We start from the raw sequence: 23,843 nt of genomic DNA, 5'->3' as shown, positions 1-23,843 counted from the left end.
CATGGACATTCGCGCCGCGGAGATTTCCGCGATCCTGAAGACCCAGATCCAGAATTTCGGCGAAGAGGCCGAGGTCGCCGAAGTCGGCCAGGTGCTCTCTGTCGGTGACGGCATCGCCCGCATCTACGGCCTGGCCGAAGTGATGGCCGGCGAGATGGTCGAGTTCGAAAACGGCATCAAGGGCATGGCCCTGAACCTGGAACGCGACAATGTCGGCGTCGTTATTTTCGGCGACGACCGCGGCATCAAGGAAGGCGACACCGTCAAGCGCCTTGGCGAGATCGTCGACGTGCCGGTGGGCAAGGGCCTGCTGGGCCGCGTCGTCAACGCGCTGGGCGAACCGGTGGACGGCAAGGGCCCGATCGAGGGCGAGGTCGAGCGCAAGCAGGTGGACGTGAAGGCGCCGGGCATCATCCCGCGTAAATCCGTGCACGAGCCGATGCAGACCGGCATCAAGGCCATCGACTCCATGATCCCGATCGGCCGCGGCCAGCGCGAGCTGATCATTGGCGACCGCCAGACCGGCAAGACCGCCGTCTGCATCGACGCCATGCTGAACCAGAAGCCGCTGAACGACGGCGATGACGAGAGCCAGAAGCTGTATTGCGTCTATGTCGCGGTCGGCCAGAAGCGCTCCTCCGTCGCCCAGCTCGTGAAGAACCTGGAAGAGCGCGGCGCACTGGAATATTCCATCATCGTCACCGCGACGGCCTCCGAGCCGGCGCCGCTGCAATATCTTGCGCCGTATACCGGCTGCACGATGGGCGAATTCTTCCGCGATAACGGCATGCACGGCCTGGTCATCTATGACGACTTGTCCAAACAGGCTGTCGCCTATCGCCAGATGTCGCTGCTGCTTCGCCGCCCGCCGGGCCGCGAAGCCTATCCGGGCGACGTGTTCTATCTTCACTCCCGCCTGCTGGAGCGCGCGGCGAAGCTGAACGAGGACCATGGTTCGGGTTCGCTGACGGCGCTGCCGATTGTCGAGACCCAGGCCAATGACGTGTCGGCCTATATTCCGACCAACGTGATTTCGATCACCGACGGCCAGGTCTTCCTGGAAACCGACCTGTTCTATCAGGGTATCCGCCCGGCCATTAATGTTGGTCTGTCGGTCTCCCGCGTGGGTTCCGCCGCGCAGGTGAAGGCGATGAAACAGGTTGCGGGCAAGATCAAGGGCGAGCTGGCCCAGTACCGCGAGATGGCGGCGTTCGCGAAGTTCGGTTCGGACCTCGACGCCTCCACGCAGCGTCTGCTGAACCGCGGCGACCGCCTGACCGAGCTTCTGAAGCAGGACCAGTTCTCCCCGCTTCGCATGGAAGAGCAGGTCTGCGTGATCTATGCCGGCACGAACGGTTATCTCGACGATATCCCGACATCCGCCGTGCGCCGGTTCGAGACCGAGCTGCTGCACTATCTGAATGGCGAGAAGAAAGACCTGCTCGACGCGATCCGCGACGAGAAGAAACTTTCCGATGAACTGGAAGGCCGCCTGAAAGAGGCGGCGGACAGTTTCGCCAAAGGGTTCGCGGTCTAACAAACGCGCGAAAGCGGTCAGGAGAGAAGGCTTAGCTCATGGCGAGTCTCAAGGACCTACGCAATCGGATCTCCAGCGTGAAATCCACGCAAAAGATCACGAAAGCGATGCAGATGGTGGCCGCGGCGAAGCTGCGCAAAGCGCAGGACGCCGCCGAAGCCGCGCGCCCGTATTCCAAGAATATGGCGCGCGTGGTGGCGAACCTGTCCGCGTCCATGGCGGGCCAGCCGGGCGCGCCGGAGCTGCTGATCGGCACCGGGCAATCGGAAACCCATCTTCTGATCGTGATGACGGCGGACCGGGGCCTGTGCGGCGGCTTCAACACCAATATCGTGCGCAAGGCGCGCGAGCGGATCGTGGAGCTGCAGCGCGAGGGCAAGACGGTCAAGATCATGACCATCGGGCGCAAGGGCGCGGACCAGCTGCGCCGCCTGTATGGCGACCTGATCGTCGAGAAAATCTCGCTGCGCGACAAGAAAGAGATCGATGCGGGGATCGCCATCGATCTTGGCAAGAAGATCACGGACATGTTCGAGGCGGGCGAGTTCGATGTCGCCACCATGTTCTTCGCCGAGTTCAAGAACGTGCTGACGCAGGTCCCGACCGGCAAGACGATCATCCCGGCGGCCGAGTCGCTGAGCGATGACGAAGCCGCCGAAGCGCCGGACCTGAAGGGCGCGGTCTATATCTATGAGCCCGGCCAGGAAGAGATCCTGGAAGAGCTTCTGCCGCGCTATATCAACAGCCAGATATTCTTCACGCTGCTGGAAAACGCGGCGGGCGAACAGGGCGCGCGGATGAGCGCCATGGATAACGCCACGCGCAACGCCGGCGAGCTGATCGACGATCTGACGATGGACTATAACCGTTCGCGCCAAGCCAAGATCACGACGGAGCTGATCGAGATCATCTCAGGCGCGGAGGCGCTGTAGATCATGCGTTTGCGTTTCCTCATCCCCGCCGCGGCGATGGGCGTTCTGGCGGCGTGTTCGCAAGGCGCGGACGAAGCCGGTGGCTCGGCGAACGCAGCTGCGTTCACGGCCGAAACGGCGGCCTGCGGTGTCGAGCAGCTCGAGCCGATGGTCTGGGGGCGCGAGGTTTCGTCGTCCGGCCTGAAGGTTCAGGAGCTGCGCGACGGCGTGCGCAATCTGCGGGTCTGGAGCGAGGCGGACGCGGCGCTGGCGGACGAGGACGGCGTGCTGACCGGCGAGGTCACGGGCCCGGCCTGGATCGCGGCCGACCTGAGCGCCGCCAAGTCGAAGATGCTGCACGTCCCGGCCGGGACGGTGCGCGTGCGGGTGGCGGGCGAAGCGTTCGAGTGCGAAGAGAACGCCGAACTGGCCGCGCAACTGGAAGACGCGCGGGCCGCTGAAGCGGCCGCCGAGGCGCAGGAAGAATTGAGCGAAGCAGCGGAGCAAGAGCCCGCCGCGGATGCTCCGGCTGAAGCTGAAACGGAACAGAATGAAGGCCCCGCCGAAGATGCGGACGGGACCGAGCAAGAGAGCGAAGAGCAATGAGCACCAAGCAAACCGGACGCATTTCCCAGGTGATCGGCGCCGTTGTGGACGTCGAATTCGACGATCACCTTCCCGATATCCAGAACGCGCTTGAGACCGAGAACAAGGGCAACCGCCTTGTCCTCGAAGTCGCGCAGCATCTGGGCCAACACGCCGTGCGGACGATCGCCATGGACGCCACCGAAGGTCTGGTCCGCGGCCAGCCCGTGACGGACTCCGGCGAGCCGATCCGCGTGCCGGTCGGTCCGGCGACGCTGGGCCGCATCATGAACGTCATCGGCGAGCCGGTGGACGAAGCCGGCCCGATCGAGACCGAGCATTACGCCCCGATTCACCGCGCCGCGCCGGAATTTGACGAGCAGTCGACCGAGGCGGAAATGCTGGCCACGGGCATCAAGGTCGTTGACCTGCTTTGCCCCTACGCCAAGGGCGGCAAGATCGGCCTGTTCGGCGGCGCCGGGGTTGGCAAGACCGTGCTGATCCAGGAACTGATCAACAACATCGCCAAGGCCTATGGCGGTTACTCCGTGTTCGCCGGCGTTGGCGAGCGGACCCGCGAGGGCAACGACCTGTATCACGAGATGATCGAGTCGAAGGTGAACGAGATGGGCGGCGGCGGCGAATCCCGCGCCACGCTTGTCTACGGCCAGATGAACGAGCCGCCTGGCGCCCGCGCTCGCGTTGGCCTGACCGGCCTGGCCCAGGCGGAATATTTCCGCGACCAGGAAGGTAAGGACGTGCTGTTCTTCGTCGACAACATCTTCCGCTTCACCCAGGCGGGCGCCGAAGTGTCGGCCCTGCTGGGCCGCATCCCGTCCGCGGTGGGCTACCAGCCGACGCTGGCCACCGACATGGGCGGCCTGCAGGAGCGTATTACCTCCACCAACAAGGGCTCGATCACGTCCGTGCAGGCCATCTATGTGCCGGCTGACGACCTGACCGACCCGGCCCCGGCGACTTCCTTCGCCCACCTTGACGCGACGACCGTTCTGTCGCGCTCCATCGCCGAGAAGGCCATTTACCCGGCCGTGGACCCGCTTGACTCCACCTCGCGCATCCTGGAGCCGCGCATTGTCGGGGAGGAGCACTATCAGGTGGCCCGCGAAGTTCAGGAGATGCTGCAGCGCTACAAGGAACTGCAGGACATCATCGCCATCCTGGGCATGGACGAGCTGTCGGAAGAGGACAAGCTGACCGTGGCGCGCGCCCGGAAGATCGAACGCTTCCTGTCGCAGCCGTTCCACGTGGCCGAAGTCTTCACCGGCTCGCCGGGCCTGCTGGTCGACATCAAGGACACCGTCAAAGGCTTCAAGGGCCTTGTGAACGGCGATTACGACCACCTGCCGGAGCAGGCGTTCTACATGGTCGGCACCATCGAAGACGCCGTGAAGAAGGCCGAAAAGCTGGCTGCGGAAGCGGCGTAAGCTAGAAGAGAGAGAGCCGGCACATGGCCGACAAGCTTCACTTTTCTCTTGTGACGCCGGAGCGCGAAGTCGTTTCGGGCGAGGTGGACCAGGTGGTGGTTCCGGGCACGGAGGGCGATTTCGGCGTCCTGCCCGAACACGCGCCGCTGATGTCCACTATCCGTCCGGGCTGGCTGACCGTGATTGAAGGGTCCGACGAAACGAAGATCGTGATCCGCGGCGGCTTCGCCGAAGTCACTCCGGAAGGCCTGACCGTGCTGGCCGAAGAGGCGGCGGTGGCCAGCGAGCTGAACGCCGACGAAATCGCGCAGGCGATCCAGAACGCCCGTGAGGATGCGGCCGACGCCGACACGGACAAACAGCGCGAGACCGCTCAGGACCGTCTGGAATACCTGCTGGTCTTGCAGGAAGCGGCCAAAGCCGCGTAACAATCGTCCCTTATGGGGATTGATCTCGAAGACGCACGAACCGGTTTCGTCCGGGGCTCGCTGGGCGGGTTCCCGTTCGTATTTGTAAACGCCGTCGCATGGCTGATCATGGGCGGCGTTTTCCTTTGGACGAATGCCGCGGGCGTGGATGTGCGCTGGCCGGCGCTGGCGCTGATCTTCACCGGCGCGGTGACCATGCCGCTCGCCTTCGTCATGCAGGCTGCGCTGAACCTTCCCGCGCCTTCGACCTCCAACCCGTTTCCGCTACTGGCGGCCGCGCTTTCGCTGGTTCTGGTGCTGGGCCTGCCGGCGCCGCTGATCATGTGGTTCGTGGAGCCAAGCTATTCTCCGGCGGTGTGGGCGGCGGTTCTGGGCGCGCATTTCCTGCCCCATGCCTGGCTGCAGCGCACGCGCTGGTATGTCTCGCTGGCCATATTGATCTCCCTGACCGCCTTCCTCGGCGCGGCGCTGCTGGGCCATGAATCGCCGGCGGCCGTAACGCTGATCACCGGCGCCCTGATGCTGGTCTGGTCGTTCCTGATCCGCCGCAAGGCGCGCCGCCTGCCCGCCGCCTAAAGCTGCGAATCCGCCAGCGGCCGCACGTCGTTCACCAGGTGGACGAGAACGCGGCCCGGCTCCTCCAGCATCATCATGTGCGCCGAATTCTCGAACCAGACCAGCTTCGTGGCCGGGGCGTCCACCCGTTCCAGCCACTCCGCCGCGATCACGGAGGGCGTGGTGTAATCGTGCCGTCCCTCGAACAGGATGACCGGGCAATCGAAGGCGGTGACATCGCTGAAATTGAACCCGGCGAGATCAGGCAAAAGGCGGGGAAGCGACAGGGCTGACCCTTTCCCGATCGCGGCATAGTCATCGGCGGTATAGTCGGGCGAGAATTTCGCCAGCTGGAAATAATAGTCGATGCTGTCGCGGCCATAGGTTAGGCCGCCATAGCGCACCGACCATTTGCGCTCCGTATCGATCTTTTCCAACGGCACGGTCCCGTCCGGTTCCGGATAAGGCAGCAGGGACTCCAGCTCCTCCACGGCCACGGCGTTGCCCGCTTGCCGCGCCGATTGAAGGGCGTGGGCGTAGCTGAGGCGCTCATTCTCCTGCCCGTTGATCACCTGACCCATGCCGATATAGGCGTGCAGGCGGTCCGGGTGGCGATGGGCCAGACCCAGCCCGACAAGGCTGCCCCAGGAATGGCCCATGACGAAAATTTTCTCCTTGCCGTAACGCTGGCGCAGATAATCGACGACCAGCGCGGCGTCCTCGGTGATCCGGTCCAGCGACAGGGTCGGAGCGATTTTTTCGGGATCGTTGGCGTTATAGGTCTTGCCGGATCCGCGCTGATCCCACTGAACGACCGTGAAATAATCCTCCCACCCGTTCTGGAACGCCCAGCTGGCCGGCATTTCCGGCGAGGCCGGCCCGCCATGAATGACCAGAAGCACCGGGTTATCGCGGTCGCGCCCGCGAACCGTGATCCACTGCCTGGTGTCGGCGACCGGAATTTCCAGCGTTTCCTCCACCCCGTCCGGCGTGACGATGCGGCGCCCATTGGCGATGACGGCGGCGACCTGATCCCGGGTAAAGGTTTCCCCGGCGGCCTGTTCAGACGTGTCAGAAGGCGCATGGTTCTCTGCCGTGCAGGCGGCGAGGCCGCATATCAGGCCTAGTATCAGGGCGGCAAATACGGCTGGGCGGGGGAAGTGCATCATTTTCTCCGCAAGGGTCGCGTGTTGTTTTCAAGAAGGATGCGGAGCGGCGCGCTCATGGATGCAGGCGATGACAGCGCGCGCGGATGAAACAGCGCTTTTACGGATGAATTTCGCGCCTCGCACGAAACTTGCTTCGCGCCTTGCATGAAAGCGCTCAACCGGTTCCGGCCCGTCTCTTTGTTCCAGAATGCGCCAGCGCAGGGCGCGGCGGCTGCGGCGCCGCGTGTCAGCGCGGCCCTGTCCGATCAGATCAAGGTTGCGCGGGTGCTGTGCATTTTCTTCATGATCTATGTGCACGTGAACCCGGGCTCGGCGGCGTTCGAACCGGCGGTTCACGGCGTTCGCGCTTTCGACTGGATCCGGCTATGGATTGCCGACTCCGCCGGGCGGGCCAGTATCGGCCTGCTGTCTATCGTATCGGGCTTTCTGGCCGCGCGGGCCGTGGCGGTTACCCCTTATGGCCGGCTGATCGCCAAGCGTATCCGCAGCCTGGTGATACCCATGGCGTTATGGAGCGCGGCGTTTCTGGGCTTTGTGTTGCTGGGCGAGGCGGTGTCGCCGGGCTATTTCGTGCAGACTTTCGGACGGGATTTCGGGCTGGGCGGTCTGCCCAACTGGCTGTTCGGGCTGAGCGGCGAACCGGCGAACGGGCCGCTGGCCTTTCTGCGCGATGTATTTGTCTGCGCGCTGTTGAGTCCGCTACTGGCGGCGGGGTTGCGGTTTTCCGCGCCTTTGATGCTGGCCGGACTGTTTGCGGTCATGGTGGGGCCGGTATCCATCGATCTTCTGGTTTCGGCGAATATCCTGTTCTTCTTCACGCTGGGTCTGGCGTTTGGCCGCAAGGGCTATGCGCCGGCGCGGTTCGGCCCGGCGCTCACGGCGCTGGTCTGGGCGGCGTTTATACTGGGCGGCGGCTTACTGGCCTGGGGCGAGGTTCAACTGGCTCTGGGGCGGGGCGAAGCCTGGGCCGGGCTTCATGCCGCGGGATATGACGTCCTGAGACTGGCGGCGGCCCCGGCGGCATGGATGGCGGCGGGGTGGTTGTCGCGTTCTTCTGTTGGCGCGCGCGTGCGCGCGGCGGAGCCCTATGTCTTCATTGCCTTCTGTAGCCACCTGATTGTGACCACCGCCGTCTGGTTCGTCTGGCAGAAGCTGTTTGGCGGTTATTACGGGGCGCTATACCCGGTGTTCTTTGCGCTGGGCCCGGTGATCGCCTTTGCGGGCGCTTTTGCGATTGTCGAGATTGCAGCGCGGGTCTGGCCGGACGGGCTGAAATGGATCAATGGGGGCCGCGGCGCGCCGCGTCCTGAAACTCAGCCCGCAAACGGCGCGAAGGTCTCCGCAACGGCTTCATAGACTTTCCGCTTCCACGGAATGACCAGTTGCGGGGTCGAGGCCAGCGCCGCCCATTCCCAGGCGTCGAATTCGGGATCGTGGGTTTCCAGGTCGATGTCGCTGTCCGCGCCGTTGAAGCGGTAGGCGAACCAGAGCTGGGCCTGGCCTTTATGACGCGCGAATTTGGGCAGGTCGCGGATTTCTGCCGGAAAATCATAGGTCAGCCAGTTTTCCGTGCGGCCCAGCGGCGTGATGAGAGAGGGCGCGACGCCGGTTTCCTCGCGCAGCTCCCGTTCCGCCGCCAGCGCGGGGTCTTCGCCCCTGTCGACGCCGCCCTGAGGCATCTGCCAGCAATAATCGCCGCGCTCGCCCGCGCGGCGGGCGATAAAAACGCGCCCGTCCGGATGGAACAGCGCAATGCCGACATTGGGGCGGTAGCCTTCAGGCGGCCGCATCAGGAAGAGTTGGCCCGCATTTCCAGAATGGCCGAAGCCGGGACGAGGGCGTAGCCCTTGGCCTCCAGACCCTCCGACCAGGCTTTCGCCTGATCGATGGTGACCGGATAGGCGAAGCCCATGCCCAGCGCCGAACCGTTCTGCAGGGCCAGCGCCTCGAGTTGCAGGAACTGCTTGTCGATCTGATCGGGGGCGGGCGGCGAATCCACGATGCGGTCAGCGGCCGCCCAGTCCAGATTCGACTGCTCTGCGGCGCGGCCCAGCGGCGAACGCGACTGCGCGCCGTCATGCACAAGAACCAGTCCGCGATCGGCCAGCGCATCCCAGACCGGGCGCATGGCGCTTTCCGAGGCGGTGAATTTCGCGCCGAGATAATTGGTGACGCCGAAATAGCCCGTGGTGCGGGAAAGCAGCCATTCCAGACGGCGGATATTCTCGCCGGAGTCGGCCTCTGTCAGAAGGGTGTGGGGGCCGGGATCGTTCTGCGGATAGTCGAACGGCTCCATGGGCAGTTCGAGGATCACTTCGTGGCCGTTCTCGCGCGCAAGATCGATCCAGTTCTGGAGATTTTCCGCATAGGGGACGAAGCCCAGCGTGATTTCGGCGGGCAGGGTTTCGATGGCGGTGCGGGTGCGTTGCTCCGACATGCCAAGACCGCCGACGACCAGGGCGATCGCCGGCTTGCCGCTATTTTCGAACGGGCGCTTATAGGCGTCAGCCGGGCTCTGGCCATTGGGGCCGATAACCGGAAGCGGGCCGCCGGGGCCGGGTTCCGTCAGACCGGCGACCGGGGCGTTGGGCAGCGCATTGCTGTTGGCTTTCTGGGCGGCGGCCAGTTCGGCGCGCGTGCGGACGGGCGCGTCAGGATCAATAGGATCCAGACCGTCCAGAGAGACGTCAGAGGCGTTTTCCGGCGGCGGCGCCAGTTGGTCCAGTGACGGGTCGTCCAGAGAGACCTGATCGCCGCGCAGAGGCGCGACGGGCGTGTTCTCGGCGACATCGATTTCCGGGGCGGGCGGCACGCTGACCTGTACGGCCGGGCGGCCGCCATCGGGATCGCCAAACAGCAGGATCGCGCCCAGCACCGCGGCCGTCGCCAGGGTCAGGCCCAGCGCGCCCAGCAAATGAGGATTCACGGATGAAGAGGATCGCATTGCCGCGGACATGGTTCCTAGATCGCTACTGGCGCAGACGCCGGTATACAGCGCCGCGCCAGCAGCATTAACCATAACAGGGTAAAGATTAGTCTAACGCGGCGCAGAGACCGCGTCAGAACTGATCCGTTCGCGAATTATTGCGCGACCGCGGCGGTTTTCCGGCTGGCGTTCAGCTCGGCCAGAATCTCCAGACCGCGCTGCAGCTGGAAGTCCTCGCCTTCGTAATCGGCCGGCGGCTCTTCGATATCGTGCTCGATTTCCTCGTTCTCGGCCATCGATTCCAGCTCCGCCTTGAGGGCGTTGGGAAGATCGGATTCGCGCAGCCGCTTGAGGGCGGATTCGTCAAGAATCTCGTTGGCGATCTCGTGATCGGGCACGATGCCGGTGGCCTGAATGGAGCGGCCCGACGGCGTGTAATAACGCTGGGTCGTCAGGCGGATGGCGCCGTCGCGCCCGCCGCGCAGCGGGATCACGGTCTGGACGGAGCCTTTGCCGAAGGAAGTCATGCCCGCAACGGTCGCGCGTTCGCGATCCTGCAGGGCGCCGGCCACGATTTCCGCGGCGGAGGCGGTGCCGGAATCGATCAGCACGACAATCGGCGAGCCATCGGTCATGTCGCCGCCATCGGCGTTATAGCGTTCCGTGTCGCGCGGGTCGCGGCCGCGGGTGGAAACCACTTCGCCGCCATTCAGGAACACGCCGGAAACGCCCACGGCCTCATCCAGCAAACCGCCCGGATTGCTGCGTAGGTCCAGAACCAGGCCCGGCAGGTTGGGGCCAAGCTCGGCCTGCAGAGATTTCACCGCGGCGGCCAGGGAGTCCGTGGTTTTCTCGTTGAAGGTGGAAACGCGGATGACGCCGAAGCCGTCTTCCACGCGCCATGCAATCGGTTTCACTTCGATCGTCTCGCGCACCAGTTCGACGTCGAACGGGTCTTCATTCTCGCGCGCGATGGTGATGGTGATGGGCTCGCCCACCTGTCCGCGCATCTGCTCGACAGCCTCGTCCAGCGTCGTGCCGACGATGCTCTCGCCATCAATGGCGGTCAGGTAATCGCCGGGTTCGACCCCGGCGCGGGACGCGGGGGTGTCGTCAAACGGGGCGACGACCTTCACCACGCCGCTTTCCAGCGTGACCTCGATGCCGAGGCCGCCATACTCGCCGCTGGTCTGTACCTGCATGTCGCGGAAGGCGTCGGGCGGCAGGTAGCTGGAATGGGGATCCAGCGACCGCAGCATGCCGTTGATGGCGTTCTCGATCAGCTCCGGATCGTCGGTCTCGGTGACATAGTCGCTCTGGACGCGGGCCAGGATGTCGCCAAACAGCTCAAGCTGCCGGAATGTTTCGGACTTGTCGCTTTCCTCGGCCGAGAAGGCGAGGGCGCCAGCGGCCGCCGCCGCGACCAGCACAGGAGCCAAAAACCATTTCCGCATTGTCTTCCTCACCTTCTTTATCCCCGCAGCCCGTTCTAACCGGACCTGGAACCCGGCCTCATCCATGGGGCCGGGTCAATGGGCGCGCCGTCTTTCCGGATTTCATAATACAATTCCGGCGCCGGATCAGCGCGATCCGGCATCTGGCCCACCGGCTCGCCCGCCAGAACGCTTTGTCCTGACACGGTATATAGGCGCGCGAGGCCGGAAAGCACGATATGGTAACCGTCGCCGACGCTTAAGATCAATAATTCTCCGTAGCCCTGAAACGGGCCGGCGAATTCCACCTTTGCGTCAAACGGGGACACGACCTGCGCCTGGGCGCGGGTCACGATCTTGAGGCCTGAGGATTCGCCGATGCGGTCATCCTCGCCATAACCGACGATAACCTGACCTTGCGCGGGCGGCCGCAGCGCGCCGCGGGCGGCCGCGAAGCTGACCGCGGGACCTGAATTTTCGCGGGATGCGACCTGACGCCCGGCCTCTGCCTCGGCTTCCGCCTCCGCTTCGGCCTGAGCCGCTGCGGCGGCGGCCGCTTCCGCCTCGGCGCGGCGGCGCTCCTCTTCCTGGCGCTTGATGAACTCGGCGATCAGGTTCTCAAGAGATTCCGCTTCCTCCGCCAGCCGCGCCGCCTCCTGGGCCTCGGCCTGGGCGGTCTCGTCCAGTTCCGCCCGGCGGTCCTGGCGTTCGTCGACAAGGCCGGCGATTTCGGTCTGGCGGCTTTCCAGCTCGGCCTCTTCCTCGGCCAGCGCCGTCTGGTCCTCGCCAATCTGTGCGCGGATCTCGGCCAGCGAATCGATGCGGTTTCGAAGTTCGGCGGCGCGTTCTTCCAGCTGCGGGGCGACAGCGGCCAGAAGGGCTGCGGACCGGGCCGCGTCAGAGGCGTCGTCAGGGGAGACGGCCAGCGGCGGCGGGCGCTGCATCTCGGCCCGCTGCAGGGCCGCCATGACCCGCATCAAGGTGGCGCGGTCCTCTTTCAGCGCGTCGGTCAGCACGGCCTCTTCCACCGACAGGCGCGACAGGCGGCCGGTCAGATCGTTCGCGCGCTTCTCGGCGGCGGCGATTTCATCGGCCAAAGCGATCAGATCGGATTCCAGATCCTCGATCTCGGAGGCCGCCGCCTCGGCTTCCTCGCGCAGCTGTTCTGCGCGCTTCTCGGCCTCGGCCTGTTCCTCGCGAACCTGCTCCAGCCGGTCCGGGTCCGGCGGCTCGGCGGCGGTCTGCGCCATAAGGAAGAGGAGAGCGGTCAGCATCTAGTCGCGATGATAGGGGGAGCCGGCCAGAATTGTCATGGCCCGGTAAATCTGTTCGGCCAGCATGACGCGCGCCAGACGGTGCGGCCAGGTCAGCTTTCCAAATGCGATGCGTTTATGGGCTTTCGGGGCGGCGCCGGCGTCAAATCCGTCCGCGCCGCCGATCAGGAAGGCTGCGCCGGACGCGCCCTGATCCCGCCAGTCCGCCAGCATTTTCGCAAAATCGCGCGAGCCCATCTGCTCGCCGCGTTCATCCAGAAGGCAGATGCGGTCGCTTGCCTCCGCCGCGCGCGCCAGCGCCGCGGTTTCATCGGCCGCGCTAACGCGGCCCTTCAGCTCGATTTCCCGCTCGTCCAGCGGGGCGAGGCCCTGACCGCGGCCAAGGCCCTCCGCGCGTTTCAGATAGTCGTCTATGAGCGCGCGTTCGGGTGATCCGCGCAGCCGGCCGATGGCGATCAGGTCCAGTCGCATGGGGCCTTGTCAGCCTAGTTTGCCGCGTCGGCCGGGCTGGTGACGTTCCAGAGCTTTTCCAGATTGTAGAATTCGCGCACTTCGGGCCGGAAGATGTGAACGATCACGTCGCCCGCATCGATCAGCACCCAGTCACAGGCGGGCATGCCCTCCACGCGCGCGTTCCCGTAGCCGCTCTCCTTGAGGGAGCGGGTCACGTGATCGGCCAGCGCGTTGACGTGCCGCTGCGAACGGCCGCTCGCCACGATCATGAAATCGGTCACGCTGGATTTTCCGGTGAGGTCAATGGCGACGACGTCCTGCGCCTTGTCGTCGTCGAGCTTGTTGAGGATCAATTCGGCGAGACCCTCGGCCCGTTCAAGGGCGCCAGCCTGGTCCGGCGTATCGCCGGCCTGTGCAGACTGTCTTTCCGCTTCGGTGTTCAGGGCGTCTAATCCTTTTTCAGTTCAACCCAAAAAGCATCCGCTTTCTAACACGGACACCCGATTCTTGCCATGCGCGTCAGACAGCCCGCATCAGGCGGACGCTGAACAGGCGGTTATCGTCAATCCATATCCGGTGCGGCTTGAATCCGGCCCGGGCGGCGAGGGCGTTGAATTCTTCCTCGCTGTATTTGTGGGAGTTCTCGGTGTGGATCGTCTCGCCCTTCTCCAGCGAGAAATCATGCCCGCCAATTGTAAAGCTGACCGCCTCCGTCGCGACTAGGTGCATTTCCACCCGGCCCTTGTCTTCATTATAGACTGCGCGGTGGCTGAAATTCTCGACCGGGATATCGGCCTGCAACACGCGGTTGATGACGTGCAGCACATTCAGGTTGAAGGCGGCGGTGACGCCCTGCGAGTCGTCATAGGCGCGCTCCAGCACGTCGCGGTCCTTTTTCAGGTCGACCCCGATCAGCAGGCTGTCGTCCGGGCGCAATTCGCTGCGGATCGCTTTCAGAACGTCGACGGCCTGATCCGGCGTGAAATTGCCGATGGTGGAGCCGGGGAAAAAGGCCAGCCGCCAGTGATCGCCAAACAGCTCGGCCGGAATCTCGAACGGGCGCGTGAAATCGGCGCAGATCGCGCCAATGGGAAGGTCGGGATAGTCGGCCTTCAGCGCGCGGCAGGATTCCAGCAGGAAAGTCCTGGAAATATCGACGCCGGCATAGAGGTGCGGCTTTTCCAGCGCGTCCAGAAGCGTGCGGATCTTCACGCTGGCGCCGGAGCCATATTCAATGACGGTGGCGTCCGGGCCGATATCGGCGGCCAGTTCCGCTCCGATCTGGCGTAGCAGGGCGATCTCCGTGCGGCCGACATAATATTCCGGGACCATGGTGATGCGGTCGAACAGTTCCGATCCGCGCTGGTCGTAGAAATATTTCGGCGAAAGCCCCTTGGGCGTTGCGGACAGGCCTTCCACGACCTCGGCCATCATGTCGGAATCCTGCGGCTCAAGGTCGATGAAGAAGGCGAGGTCATCCCCCGCCTGATCCGGCGACGACGCTGCGTCGGTCATGGTGCGGGGTCCTCTTTCGGCCCGGTTCTCAAGAACGGGCCTCGGCCCGTATCGCGCTGGAGGATTGGGGATGTAAGGGCGCGGTCAGATATGTCCATGCCGGCGCCCGCATAAGGGCCAGATTTTTTGCCCTCTGTTCCGGGACGCGGTGACTGGCGTATTGCCGCGCGGCGCGGCCTAGCCGGGCGCCGGTCGCGGTTCCGCGGCGCGCGATAACCGCCACGGGAAGCGTTTCCATGATCGTCCGCCAGCCGCGCCAGCGATGGAAGCCGGCGAGATTGTCAGAGCCCATCAGCCAGACAAAATTCACCTCAGGCCAGCGGCTGTTCAACGCCAGCACCGTTTCCAAGGAATAGGCCGCGCCCAGACGCCGCTCCACATCGCTGACCGTCATGCGCGGATGATCGCCGAGCGTCCACACGCCGGCGGCGCGGCGCCAGTAATTGTCCGTCTCCGCCGGGTCCTTCAACGGGTTTTGCGGGCTGACCAGAAACCAGACGCGGTCCAGCTGCAAACGCTGCATTGCGGTCCGGGCGACGTGGAGGTGACCAGCATGGGCGGGATTGAAGGAGCCGCCGAACAGTCCCACCGACATGCCGGGATAGAGCAGTTCGCTCCTGAGCGGGGGACCGCCCGGCGCGCCGTGCGTCAGCGGCGCGATACGAGGCGTGCGCAGGCTGTGACTTAAGGCGTCCAAGGCTCGACATCCTCGGCCGCCTTGCGGGCCGCGGCGCGGCGGGCCTCGATCCGGCGCGCGGCTTCCTGCAGAAGTTCGGTGACGCCTTCGCCGGAGACGCCTGAGACAAGCCGCGGCTTCACGCCGGCGGCGGCTTCCAGCGCCTTTGAGATATCTCCAATGGTTTTCGCGTCCAGCGCGTCGACCTTGTTCAGCGCCAGGATTTCCGGCTTGCCTGCGAGACCGCCGCCATATTCCTCGATCTCGTGCCGCACGGTGCGCCATGCGCTGACCGGGTCCTCGCCGGTGGCGTCAACCAGATGGATCAGGGTTTCGCAGCGCTCCACATGGCCCAGAAACCGGTCGCCAATGCCCGCGCCTTCATGTGCGCCTTCGATCAGGCCCGGAATATCGGCCAGGATAAAGCGCGCCTTCTGTGCGTATTCCACGACGCCCAGATTGGGGTGCAACGTGGTGAACGGATAGTCGGCGATCTTGGGCTTGGCGGCGCTGACCGCCGCTAGGAAGGTGGACTTTCCGGCATTGGGCAGGCCGACCAGCCCGGCGTCCGCGATCAGTTTCAGGCGCAGCCAGATCCAACGCTCCTCGCCCGGCGCGCCGGGATTGGCGCGGCGCGGCGCCTGATTGATGGAGCTCTTGAAGCGCGCATTGCCCCAGCCGCCATTGCCGCCCTCGGCCAGCAGCACGCGCTGGCCCGGTTCGGTCAGGTCCGCGATGACGGTTTCACGGTCCATTTCCAGGATCTCGGTTCCCACGGGCAGCTTGATGACCACGTCCTCGCCATCGGCGCCGGTGCGGTCCTTGCCCATGCCGTGCTCGCCCTTTTTGGCCTTGAAGTGCTGCTGGTAGCGATAGTCGATCAGCGTGTTGAGATTCTCCACCGCTTCCGCCCAGACATCGCCGCCCCGGCCGCCATCGCCGCCATTCGGCCCGCCGAATTCGACATACTTCTCCCGCCGGAACGAAACACTGCCCGCGCCGCCATCGCCGGAACGGATATAGATCTTGGCCTGATCGAGAAATTTCATGTCGGTTCCGGTTCTATCAGTGAGCCGCGCCGGAGCGCCACTCCATTTCGACCGAGCGCGCGCGGGCGCGGCGGCCGAGGCTGAAACGTTCGGCGGTTTTTCCGGTCGGCGTGAAGCCCGCTTTTTCGAGAACGCGTCCGGAGGCCGGATTGTCCTCGAACCACTCCGCGCCGATGACGGGCAGGTTCAGTTGACCGGCGGCAAAATCGCGGAGCGCGCCCGCCGCTTCGCTGGCATAGCCGCGGCCCTGCCAGGGCTCGCCAATCCAGTAGCCGAGAATCCAGCCCCCGCGTGTGCGGTGAAGCCCCGCCGCGCCCACAAGTCCGTCCGCGTCCGTCGCTACGGCAAACGGGAAAGCCTGGCTGCGGCGGCGCAGGGAGTCGTGCAGCATGATCCAGCCTTCCACGGCAAGCTGCGGATAGGGGCAGGGGACGTTCTGCACCATGCGCGCGATCGCGGGGCGTCCGGCATGTTTCGAGACGCGCTGCGCATCCTCGATCCGGAAGGGCCGCAGGGACAACTGCTCGGTCGTGATCACGGGACTCATGGTTTCGGCGTTCCTTGGCGGAGGGGCAAAGAAAAAGGGGAGACAGGCGGCCCGTCTCCCCTCGCTTCTCGCGTTACGGTTCGCCTTCATTGAGGCAAACCGAGAATTTTCCGCAGTTCGCCTATTCGGTTTCGGCAGGCATGACCGACACGGTCGGACGGTCGTTCTTGCCGCGCCCGAAGGTCACAACACCGGCGATCTTGGCGAAGATCGTGTGATCCTTGCCGATGCCGACATTCTCGCCCGGACGATATTTCGTGCCGCGCTGGCGAATGATGATGTTGCCCGGGATCACGGACTGACCGCCGGATTTTTTCACGCCGAGGCGGCGGCCTGCTGAGTCGCGGCCGTTGCGCGATGAACCGCCAGCTTTTTTATGCGCCATCTCTAGTTCTCCTTCGCCAGGTCTTTGGCCTGGGCAACCCAGCCTTCGTTTTCGGCTTTCGCCTGCAGACCGCTGATTTGCTCGTCCAGCTTCTCGATGTCCGCCTTCTTCCAGGCCGCGACCTGTTCAAAGGTCGTGACACCGGCCGCGTTCAGCTTCTTGGCGTAGGCCGGGCCAACGCCGTTCAGCTTGGTCAGATCGTCAGCCTTGCCGGTGACGCCCTTTTTCGCAGCGGTTTTCTTCGCCGGCGCGTCAGCCTTCTTGGCCTCGTCCTTCTTGGGCGCGGCTTCCTTCTTGGGCGCGGCCTTTTTCGGCGCGTCCTTGGCGGCGGGCTTTTCTTCGGCCTTCTTGGCGGCTGGTTTGGCCTTGGCCTTGGAGCCGCCAATGCCGATCACGCGCAGGACCGTCTCGAACTGACGATGGCCCTTGGTACGGCGATAGGTGGACCGGCGCCGCTTCTTGAACACCGTGATCTTGTCGCCCTTGCGCTGTTCGATGATCTCGGCGTTGACGGAGCCGCCGGATTTAACATCGGCGCCGTCGCCGCTCATCAGAACGTCCAGATCGACAGAATCGCCGACTTCGCCTTCCAGGCGCTCGGCGACGATCACGTCGTTCTCGTTCACGCGGTATTGTTTTCCGCCGGTCTTGATGACTGCAAACATCGTAAATTCGTCCGTATTCTCTTGGCCCGCGTCCCTTTCCCGCTTCATAAGCGCGGAGGAAACGCGAAAGCCGGCGCGTCACGACGCACCGGCGAAAACTCGAAGGCGCTTAGCTATCGCCGCGCCCTCACAGAGTCAATTGGAGGGGACAGGAATTGCAGGCCCCGCATACAGCGCCGCTACACGTCCGATACCACGCGCAGCGCCCTGCTTGAAACCGCCAAAAGTCGCCGCTAGGTTCCGCGCCCGATCGCTTGGATTTGGAGAGGTGCCGGAGTGGTCGAACGGGGCGGTCTCGAAAACCGTTGAGCGCGCAAGCGTTCCGAGGGTTCGAATCCCTCTCTCTCCGCCATCCAGTCACTCGGAAAACTCCCATTCCCAAACCATACGGAAAAGTCGCCGGAGTTTCCGGCGCTTATTCTGCAATGCCTGTAGGCGAGACCCTCTTCAAAGCCGGGCAGGGGCAGAATTGCGGCCCTGGTCTCTAATGCGGCTTTGCATCGGTTCGCTTTCCCTGTTTGCAGGGAAAATACAGGGATTATCGGATATCAACCGCACTCAATCCGGCGCCGACCTGGTTCTAATCATTATATTTCAATAACTTAAGGGGAAATTCCCTAAACATCGGAAGAGGGAATTTTAGACTTCGAACAGGGAACTATCAGCAGACATCAGGGGATTTTTCCAGCCTATCAGGCGAAGCCCAAAAGCTGCTCCTGTTGAGCCCAGGCCAGCGGAAGCTTTGTCCGGATCAGTCTCTCAAGTGTGAGCTCCACCGGCTGCTTTCCATCAAGCAACGCCTCGACGATCGTGGGTGACAGAAACGCAAGCTCCATGCGCGTCCGCACAAAGACCGAGGTTACCTTCTCGGATTCTGCAATCTCGGCGAAACGCTCGCCGGCCAGGATACGCTCGCGCCAACCTTGCGCACGCCGCAAGTCCAGATTTCGCCCTGTCGCGTTACGGCTTCACCGCTCGTTATGGCGGTGGGGCAGGTCTCCTGTTCGGGCTCCACATCCAGGCTCAGCGCCAGATCGATCTCGGCCACCTCGAAGCCGGTAATTGTTGGGTCTATCTCCAGGTCCAGTTGGCACAGATAGCCGAGCTCGATCCGGAGCAGGTCCGAATCCCAGCCGGCGTCCTCAGCTAGGCGGTTGTCGGCCAGGATATAGGCCCGCCGTTCAGCCTCGCTCAAATGGGCGAGGAGAATAACGGGCGCCTCCTTAAGCCCCAGTTTGATTGCAGCCCGTATGCGTCCGTGGCCGGCGATGACGTTGCCGTCGGCATCGGTCAGAATGGGGTTCACAAAACCGAACTGCTCGATTGACCGGGCGATCTTGTCGATCTGTTTTTCGGAATGGGTCCTGGCGTTTCCAGCGTAGGGCGTCAGGGTTTCGGGCGCGACGTATCGCACCTTAAGCGCCATAGCGGCGCGGTCTCGGGATGACATGGGTCATACCTCCAACTTTGGGCCGGAGCGCGCTGGGCAGATTTCAGCCGCGATGGGCTCCAACCAGATTAACAAAAGGGCTTGGAGTCCGTGCGCGACCCATGTCGTGCAGTGGGATCTTGTGAGGGTCACTCGGGACCATGCCGGAGTGAGAGCCGTCGGCGGCGTTGGGGACCGAGACCCATGTCCGGTCTATCCCTGGGCCGTCCACACGCAAGACATCACGTATAGCGTGAGTTTGGCCGCCTTCGATGTACCCATTATAGGGAGGCTCGATTAAATTTTCCAGAACGCCATCAGCGTGTTTTTCTCAACACCCATTCCGTAAGTCCCGCAGAACGGACCAAGCGGACCAGGTCTTCTGGTCCAAGCAGAAGGACTTGCGGATTTTGGGATGTCAGGTCGGGACCCGAGTGCCAGACATAGAACATCCGATCAGTCCCAAAAGCTTCAAACCGTTGGACATAATCATCCAGCTCAGACTGGTTGCTTCGAGATTTCACCTGCACAAAAGCTCGCTCGCCCGTGAGCGGTTGCTCAATCTCCAGATCCACAGTCTTCTGTGGTCCGCCAACAGCGCCAGTGCGGCGCCACCCCAGTCGGCCAATGACCAGATCCACGAGAAGCTCGAAATCTTTCGGGGTCAGTGTCCGGATGAGCGTGAGGAGGTGACGGGAGAGGGCGGTCTGGCATTCCTTGATAGAGATTGCCGCGGGGTGCTGCTCGGCGTTTATCACGCGCACCACGGCGTCCAGCGAACGGAGCCTGCAGATTGTGCCTTGGTATCCGGCGGTCTGTGTAATGGCTCCGCTTAGGTCAGAAAGACGGATCGGGTTGCCCTCAATGTCGGTGTTTTGCCACGGAGCAAGAACTTCCCGTGTCCGGTAGCCGTATGATGATCGGTCTGGTTCGAGCGAAACGCCATCGTCAGCAAAGCACCACCAGAGATCGCCGTTGTGGAAAGTGATCCAAAGCGTCGATTTGGTCGCGTGATAGAAATCCAATACCTGGTCGGCGTCGCGTGTTGCGGTGCCTGAGTCAGACCGGCCGAGTTTCTCAATGGCCTCCCGACGGAGCTTGTCCCTGTCGTTTGCGAGAGCGGCATTGTGGGAAAGCGATTCGTAGAAGAGTCCCAATTTCCCATCATTGAGACATGCGTCGGCGATCTCGCCGCCTTGGCCCAGCTTTATGTACCGGCCATCACTCGGATTAATTGGTTCCGTCATTCTTGATCCCATTTTGGGATAATCCTGAGACGGGATTAGCTCTACGTGCGCCTGAAGTCCACACGCGGCGCACTAGTGGTTAAGCCATCCGATTCCGTTGCCTATCAGACGTTGCTTTCGGAGTTGGGCCGGCTCCGCAAGGAGGCTGGGCTGACACAACGAGAGTTGGCAGACCGCCTCGGAAAGCCCCAATCTTATGTGGCAAAATACGAGCTCGGTGAACGGCGCTTGGATGTGGTGGATTTTCTAGACATAGCTGAAGCCCTATCCTTTGACTGGGTCAAATTGCTTTCAACTGTAGATATTGCGCGTTCGTAGATACTGTTTGCACAGCATCGGCACGGGGGGCGCGTTGTGAGCACCTACAAAGTCAAGAGCCTGGCCCGACGTGGGTCGAGGCATGCTTTTGCACTGATACTTCAACATATCCGCGACGGGCAGGAACCATTCGTCACATACGGAGCTGTCGCCCGATTGCTGGAAACGCGGTTACGGATTCCAAGGGTGTTTCCGACGCACATTGGGGCGGTTGCCGGCAAACTGATGGATCAGATTGAAAACGTTGACGAAGATGCGCCGCTAATCAACGCTCTGATAACGCGGTCCAATGGTATCCCAGGTCGGGGATTCGGGGGATACTACGACAGGCTGTGGCGTCCTAGCGGCGGCCGATATTGGGAGAACGCCACTCGCAAGCAAAAACTTGAGATTGTCGAGGAAATTCGTGCTGAGGTGCGGCAATACCGGCGCTGGGATCAAGTTTATCGTGACCTATATGGCGTGGATCCTAAGGAAGTAATTCTCGCCAGAAAATATACTGAAAAGGATGGGAAGCCGCCCGAGACAGCTCGTCGCCCAGGTGCAGGTGAGAGTCCTGAGCATCGCAATCTTAAACTCTGGGCAGCTGCTAATCCCGAAGCGCTGGGACTTTCCGAAACGATGGTTGGGACACCTGAGCAGGGTTTACTTTCGGGGGACAGGGTCGACGTACTCTTTACTGACGGCGCAAAATTTGTGGCTGTTGAAGTCAAATCGATCCTATCCAGTGAAGATGATTGGCAGCGCGGCATCTATCAATGTGTCAAATACCGCGCCGTCGTTTCTGCGCTAGAAAAACCACTTCCAGTCTCTGTCCGGACTATCTTGCTGACTGAGCTTCCCCTCACGCCGGAGTTGAAAACCCGAGCGCGAGAGCTTGGCGTTCAGCTCAAAGTTAAGAATCTCAACGGGGCGAAATAATTTATAGGCTCAACTGTTCAATAGCGAGCAAGGGTATAGTCAGACAACGTTAACGCCATCATCCTCCACACCCCTCGCCAGCATCAGAAGGCGCTTGAATTCCTCGTTGTCGCTGTCGCTTTTCCAGAAATTGATAAAGCGACAAACGATCTGAAGGTTGCCGGCTTCGTAGTGACCGTCGCTGTCGATCCGATCTACGGAAGGAAGCAAATTTCTGTCTGCGTCTGGTCCATCAAAGTGGAAGGGTATACCGCTTAACGCGCAACGATTATCTTGCAAATCAAGCATTGAAGAGATCAGAGCGTCGAGCTCCTCGGAACTCATCGCAAGGTTTTTATTCTTGAGTGTACGCTGAACCTGCTGCCCGTTTGCATTTCGTGCCGTGTTCTCGACAGAGACGCGCATTGCAATGATCGATTTTTCACGCCCGCCTACGACACGACCATCTCGCGTTCCGCCAGTTACCCGATCCAGCTTTCCCTCAGCCGCCTGTTTCAGAAGCGTTGAGTAAATCCAGCAAAAACTGTGCGCATCAACCAGGCGAACATCCGCGAGGCCGGCTGCTTCGGAAACCAGCGGCCGCAAGCTTTGGAGTATAGCGTTATATGTAGCGTAATTCTGCCAAGAACACTGGCGGAGCGTTGTAAAATCGACTCCCAGAGCATTGAAAGCTCGGTCAAAGCCGGTGGGCTGAATCGGCATAAACCGATCCATGTCATTGAGAAAGAAGAGGTAGGCAAGGAACGGATATTTACCGCCTGAAATTTCATCCAACTTAATAAAGACCGATTTCTCGGTCTCGCCGCCACGATAGAGTTCAAAGAGAAGGGTTTCGATCTCCCCCAGCAACTTTTGGGTGGTGGCCGCTTCCAGCAAAATTCGATGATCCCGATTGGCGTGGCCGTACCGGTTTTGCCAGAAGACGAGATTATTTGTCAGATTTTGCCGGTTCTCTTGAATCTCGATTGCCGAAATCGTTTTTTGAAGAATTGCGCCAGTTCCAATGTCGCTTTCGGACCAGGATTCTGCACGCAGAAGTGAAAGGGCATAATCCCGTAGCCGCGGCTTGTAGCTCTCCCAAACCGCGGCAAGTCCCTCATCGAAATTTTTGAATGGATGCCCGGACTTGATCGTCACAAGCTCCTGAAAATGATGCCACGCCCGTTCGAAATTTTCGGCTTCGGGGGCGTCCTTCGATGCCTGATTCATCCCGCTGTAGGTCTCACCCGCGTACCAATCCAGGAAGCGCTCAAGGGCCCACGCGCTGGATACCTCCGCGCGCAGCGTGTTTGGTTGCCGCAACGGCTGAAGCGGGCCACTGAGATTTGAATTTCCGTTCGACGGTGAACTCAGGAGTCGGACGCCCTCAATGGACGGCGGCGCGGGCGGTTGGAACCAGGGGCGGGGTTCAAGTTGTCGTCGGTCCAGTGCAATCAGCTTGCCCGACGCTATCTTGAAACCAATTACATAATTGGTGGGAGGTTTAACCGGCTCGCCAAGACGGTCTCGCATTATGGTTTCGGCGGTAGCAATGGAAAGTGTCACTCGGCGGCCTCCAGATTGCAATCAGGTCCGGTTTCCAAACTCTCGTGGAGGAGGGCTTCGAGGAGGCGGGCGCGGGTGGTGTCGGCGGTGGTGACGGCGGCCTCCAGCCGGTCGCAGAGGGCCATGAGGGCATCGACCTTCGCCACGATGCGGTGTTGTTCGGCGAGGGGTGGGAGGGGGACAACGAACTGCGTCACATCGGTAAGCCGAAAACTGTTCTTGATGCCCCTTTGGGGCGCGTTGAATTGGTCTTGCGCAAAGGGCGCGCGAAAAAGCTCAGGCAAGTATCTGCCCTTCATCTCAGGCATCGGCCGAACCATTGCGGTGTGCTGATTGATATATGCGTCACCAAAGTCTTCGGGGATAAGCCCTAGCATTCCAACATCGCCGGTAATGGATATGAGAATGTCACCACCTACCAGACGTGTCCGGGTTCCTTCGCCGGTGGCCGGCGGGTTGACCCTTTGAATATTCTCCAGCCGAAGCTGGTAGTGATCCTTCGAGAGGTTGCCCATGCGCACGAAGGTGGCACCTTCGTTCGCATAGAACTTGGCCCAATCGCGCGAGCCGCTTGTCACGAATTGGCTTAGGTCTCCGAGACGCGCCCAAGCCCAGCCGCTTGGCGGTCTGAAGGAAGTCTCTTCGTCGTTAATGGGCGGCAAAGCTTTCTGCTTCCTGATCTCCCCTAATTTGACGAGCCGTTCCTTCTCCGCCGCGATCCGCTTCAGCAACTCCGAGGCCGGTTCGTCGGTCGGGTCCTGTTCCACCAGTTTTCCGCGGACGGCAAGGTTGAGGATGGTCTGGCGGAGGGGTTTGATCTGGTCGGGGCG

26 protein-coding genes and 1 tRNA gene are annotated in these 23,843 nt (G+C 62.4%); 10 read left to right on the top strand and 17 right to left on the bottom strand.

All coding sequences use genetic code 11. The annotated features are described in order from the left end of the window. Position 1 precedes the first annotated feature (1 nt). From atpA to H2040_RS08280, 6 genes are read left to right on the top strand one after another with little or no spacing between them, the layout of a single operon-like run. Complete coding sequence (gene atpA / locus H2040_RS08305) at positions 2-1,537, top strand: F0F1 ATP synthase subunit alpha (RefSeq protein WP_287156720.1); 1,536 nt, start codon at positions 2-4, stop codon at positions 1,535-1,537. Positions 1,538-1,575: 38 nt separating this feature from the next. Then, positions 1,576-2,469 carry a F0F1 ATP synthase subunit gamma gene (locus H2040_RS08300; RefSeq protein ID WP_022698202.1) on the top strand — a complete coding sequence of 298 codons (894 nt, stop codon included), beginning with the start codon at positions 1,576-1,578 and terminating at the stop codon, positions 2,467-2,469. Positions 2,470-2,472: 3 nt separating this feature from the next. After that, positions 2,473-3,054 carry a hypothetical protein gene (locus H2040_RS08295; RefSeq protein ID WP_287156718.1) on the top strand — a complete coding sequence of 194 codons (582 nt, stop codon included), beginning with the start codon at positions 2,473-2,475 and terminating at the stop codon, positions 3,052-3,054. After that, entirely contained in the window at positions 3,051-4,478 is a 1,428-nt protein-coding gene (atpD, locus tag H2040_RS08290) for a F0F1 ATP synthase subunit beta (protein WP_287156716.1), read from the top strand. Before H2040_RS08295 ends, atpD begins: the two co-directional genes overlap by 4 nt. 23 nt (positions 4,479-4,501) lie before the next feature. Further along, on the top strand, positions 4,502-4,906 hold the full coding sequence (locus tag H2040_RS08285) for a F0F1 ATP synthase subunit epsilon (RefSeq protein WP_022698198.1): 405 nt from the start codon (positions 4,502-4,504) through the stop codon (positions 4,904-4,906). 12 nt (positions 4,907-4,918) lie between these two features. Next, a complete protein-coding gene (locus H2040_RS08280) occupies positions 4,919-5,482 on the top strand; it encodes a DUF7010 family protein (RefSeq protein WP_022698197.1) in 564 nt (187 codons plus the stop codon). Here the strand turns inward: H2040_RS08280 and H2040_RS08275 are convergent. Then, on the bottom strand, positions 5,479-6,627 hold the full coding sequence (locus H2040_RS08275; RefSeq protein ID WP_287156712.1) for an alpha/beta fold hydrolase: 1,149 nt from the start codon (positions 6,625-6,627) through the stop codon (positions 5,479-5,481). The genes H2040_RS08280 and H2040_RS08275 overlap by 4 nt on opposite strands. A gap of 147 nt (positions 6,628-6,774) precedes the next feature. On the opposite strand from H2040_RS08275, the gene H2040_RS08270 reads away from it, so the two are divergent. Further along, positions 6,775-7,986 (top strand): acyltransferase family protein, encoded by a 1,212-nt coding sequence (locus tag H2040_RS08270; protein WP_287156710.1) that lies wholly within the window; start codon positions 6,775-6,777, stop codon positions 7,984-7,986. On the opposite strand, the gene H2040_RS08265 is transcribed toward H2040_RS08270, so the two are convergent. From H2040_RS08265 to H2040_RS08210, 12 genes are all read right to left on the bottom strand, one after another. Continuing rightward, a complete protein-coding gene (locus H2040_RS08265) occupies positions 7,944-8,420 on the bottom strand; it encodes an RNA pyrophosphohydrolase (RefSeq protein WP_287156709.1) in 477 nt (158 codons plus the stop codon). The two genes, H2040_RS08270 and H2040_RS08265, sit on opposite strands and share 43 nt — an antisense overlap. Further along, complete coding sequence (locus H2040_RS08260; RefSeq protein WP_287156707.1) at positions 8,420-9,556, bottom strand: divergent polysaccharide deacetylase family protein; 1,137 nt, start codon at positions 9,554-9,556, stop codon at positions 8,420-8,422. The genes H2040_RS08265 and H2040_RS08260 overlap by 1 nt, the downstream gene beginning before the upstream one ends. Positions 9,557-9,711: 155 nt before the next feature. Further along, positions 9,712-10,986, bottom strand: coding sequence for a S41 family peptidase (locus H2040_RS08255; RefSeq protein ID WP_287156742.1), 1,275 nt, complete (start codon positions 10,984-10,986; stop codon positions 9,712-9,714). 59 nt (positions 10,987-11,045) lie between these two features. After that, positions 11,046-12,263: a murein hydrolase activator EnvC family protein gene (locus H2040_RS08250; protein WP_287156705.1), complete on the bottom strand. Its 1,218-nt coding sequence runs from the start codon at positions 12,261-12,263 to the stop codon at positions 11,046-11,048. Then, positions 12,264-12,734 (bottom strand): 23S rRNA (pseudouridine(1915)-N(3))-methyltransferase RlmH, encoded by a 471-nt coding sequence (locus tag H2040_RS08245; protein WP_287156703.1) that lies wholly within the window; start codon positions 12,732-12,734, stop codon positions 12,264-12,266. Positions 12,735-12,748: 14 nt separating this feature from the next. After that, the gene (rsfS, locus tag H2040_RS08240; protein WP_081639567.1) at positions 12,749-13,159 is read right to left on the bottom strand and encodes a ribosome silencing factor; all 411 of its coding nucleotides are present in this window, start codon (positions 13,157-13,159) and stop codon (positions 12,749-12,751) included. A 76-nt stretch (positions 13,160-13,235) separates the two neighbouring features. Beyond that, positions 13,236-14,231, bottom strand: a complete 996-nt coding sequence (gene egtD, locus H2040_RS08235) for an L-histidine N(alpha)-methyltransferase (protein ID WP_287156701.1) — start codon at positions 14,229-14,231, stop codon at positions 13,236-13,238. 28 nt (positions 14,232-14,259) lie between these two features. After that, positions 14,260-14,928 carry a nicotinate-nucleotide adenylyltransferase gene (locus H2040_RS08230; RefSeq protein ID WP_287156699.1) on the bottom strand — a complete coding sequence of 223 codons (669 nt, stop codon included), beginning with the start codon at positions 14,926-14,928 and terminating at the stop codon, positions 14,260-14,262. Continuing rightward, positions 14,916-15,956 (bottom strand): GTPase ObgE, encoded by a 1,041-nt coding sequence (obgE, locus tag H2040_RS08225; protein ID WP_287156698.1) that lies wholly within the window; start codon positions 15,954-15,956, stop codon positions 14,916-14,918. The genes H2040_RS08230 and obgE overlap by 13 nt, the downstream gene beginning before the upstream one ends. Positions 15,957-15,972: 16 nt before the next feature. Then, positions 15,973-16,503 carry a GNAT family N-acetyltransferase gene (locus H2040_RS08220; RefSeq protein WP_287156697.1) on the bottom strand — a complete coding sequence of 177 codons (531 nt, stop codon included), beginning with the start codon at positions 16,501-16,503 and terminating at the stop codon, positions 15,973-15,975. Between the two features lie 121 nt (positions 16,504-16,624). After that, positions 16,625-16,888 (bottom strand): 50S ribosomal protein L27, encoded by a 264-nt coding sequence (gene rpmA, locus H2040_RS08215; protein WP_022698184.1) that lies wholly within the window; start codon positions 16,886-16,888, stop codon positions 16,625-16,627. A gap of 2 nt (positions 16,889-16,890) precedes the next feature. Next, a complete protein-coding gene (locus H2040_RS08210) occupies positions 16,891-17,553 on the bottom strand; it encodes a 50S ribosomal protein L21 (RefSeq protein WP_287156696.1) in 663 nt (220 codons plus the stop codon). A 262-nt stretch (positions 17,554-17,815) separates the two neighbouring features. Between H2040_RS08210 and H2040_RS08205 the strand changes: the two genes are divergently transcribed. After that, positions 17,816-17,905: transfer RNA gene (locus H2040_RS08205), tRNA-Ser, on the top strand. A gap of 507 nt (positions 17,906-18,412) precedes the next feature. Here H2040_RS08205 and H2040_RS08200 read toward each other — a convergent pair. Together H2040_RS08200 and H2040_RS08195 are read right to left on the bottom strand one after the other, a co-directional pair. Further along, positions 18,413-18,979, bottom strand: a complete 567-nt coding sequence (locus tag H2040_RS08200) for a ParB/Srx family N-terminal domain-containing protein (protein WP_287156694.1) — start codon at positions 18,977-18,979, stop codon at positions 18,413-18,415. A 320-nt stretch (positions 18,980-19,299) separates the two neighbouring features. Further along, positions 19,300-20,229 (bottom strand): restriction endonuclease, encoded by a 930-nt coding sequence (locus H2040_RS08195; RefSeq protein WP_287156693.1) that lies wholly within the window; start codon positions 20,227-20,229, stop codon positions 19,300-19,302. 45 nt (positions 20,230-20,274) lie between these two features. Here H2040_RS08195 and H2040_RS08190 point away from each other — a divergent pair, with 45 nt between their 5' ends. Continuing rightward, positions 20,275-20,547 (top strand): helix-turn-helix domain-containing protein, encoded by a 273-nt coding sequence (locus H2040_RS08190; protein WP_502709330.1) that lies wholly within the window; start codon positions 20,275-20,277, stop codon positions 20,545-20,547. 186 nt (positions 20,548-20,733) lie between these two features. After that, positions 20,734-21,468: a hypothetical protein gene (locus tag H2040_RS08185; protein ID WP_287156691.1), complete on the top strand. Its 735-nt coding sequence runs from the start codon at positions 20,734-20,736 to the stop codon at positions 21,466-21,468. A 39-nt stretch (positions 21,469-21,507) separates the two neighbouring features. Here the strand turns inward: H2040_RS08185 and H2040_RS08180 are convergent, their stop codons facing one another. Together H2040_RS08180 and H2040_RS08175 are read right to left on the bottom strand one after the other, a co-directional pair. Further along, positions 21,508-23,013: a hypothetical protein gene (locus tag H2040_RS08180; protein ID WP_287156688.1), complete on the bottom strand. Its 1,506-nt coding sequence runs from the start codon at positions 23,011-23,013 to the stop codon at positions 21,508-21,510. Further along, positions 23,010-23,843, bottom strand: an 834-nt coding sequence (locus H2040_RS08175; RefSeq protein WP_287156686.1) for a restriction endonuclease subunit S, incomplete at its 5' end; no start/stop codon positions are given. The genes H2040_RS08175 and H2040_RS08180, both read right to left, overlap by 4 nt.

This window comes from Euryhalocaulis sp. (assembly GCF_013911995.1).
Lineage (GTDB): Bacteria > Pseudomonadota > Alphaproteobacteria > Caulobacterales > Maricaulaceae > Euryhalocaulis > Euryhalocaulis caribicus.
Note: the sequence above shows the minus strand (reverse complement) of the source record. Positions and strands in the feature narration are given on the sequence as shown.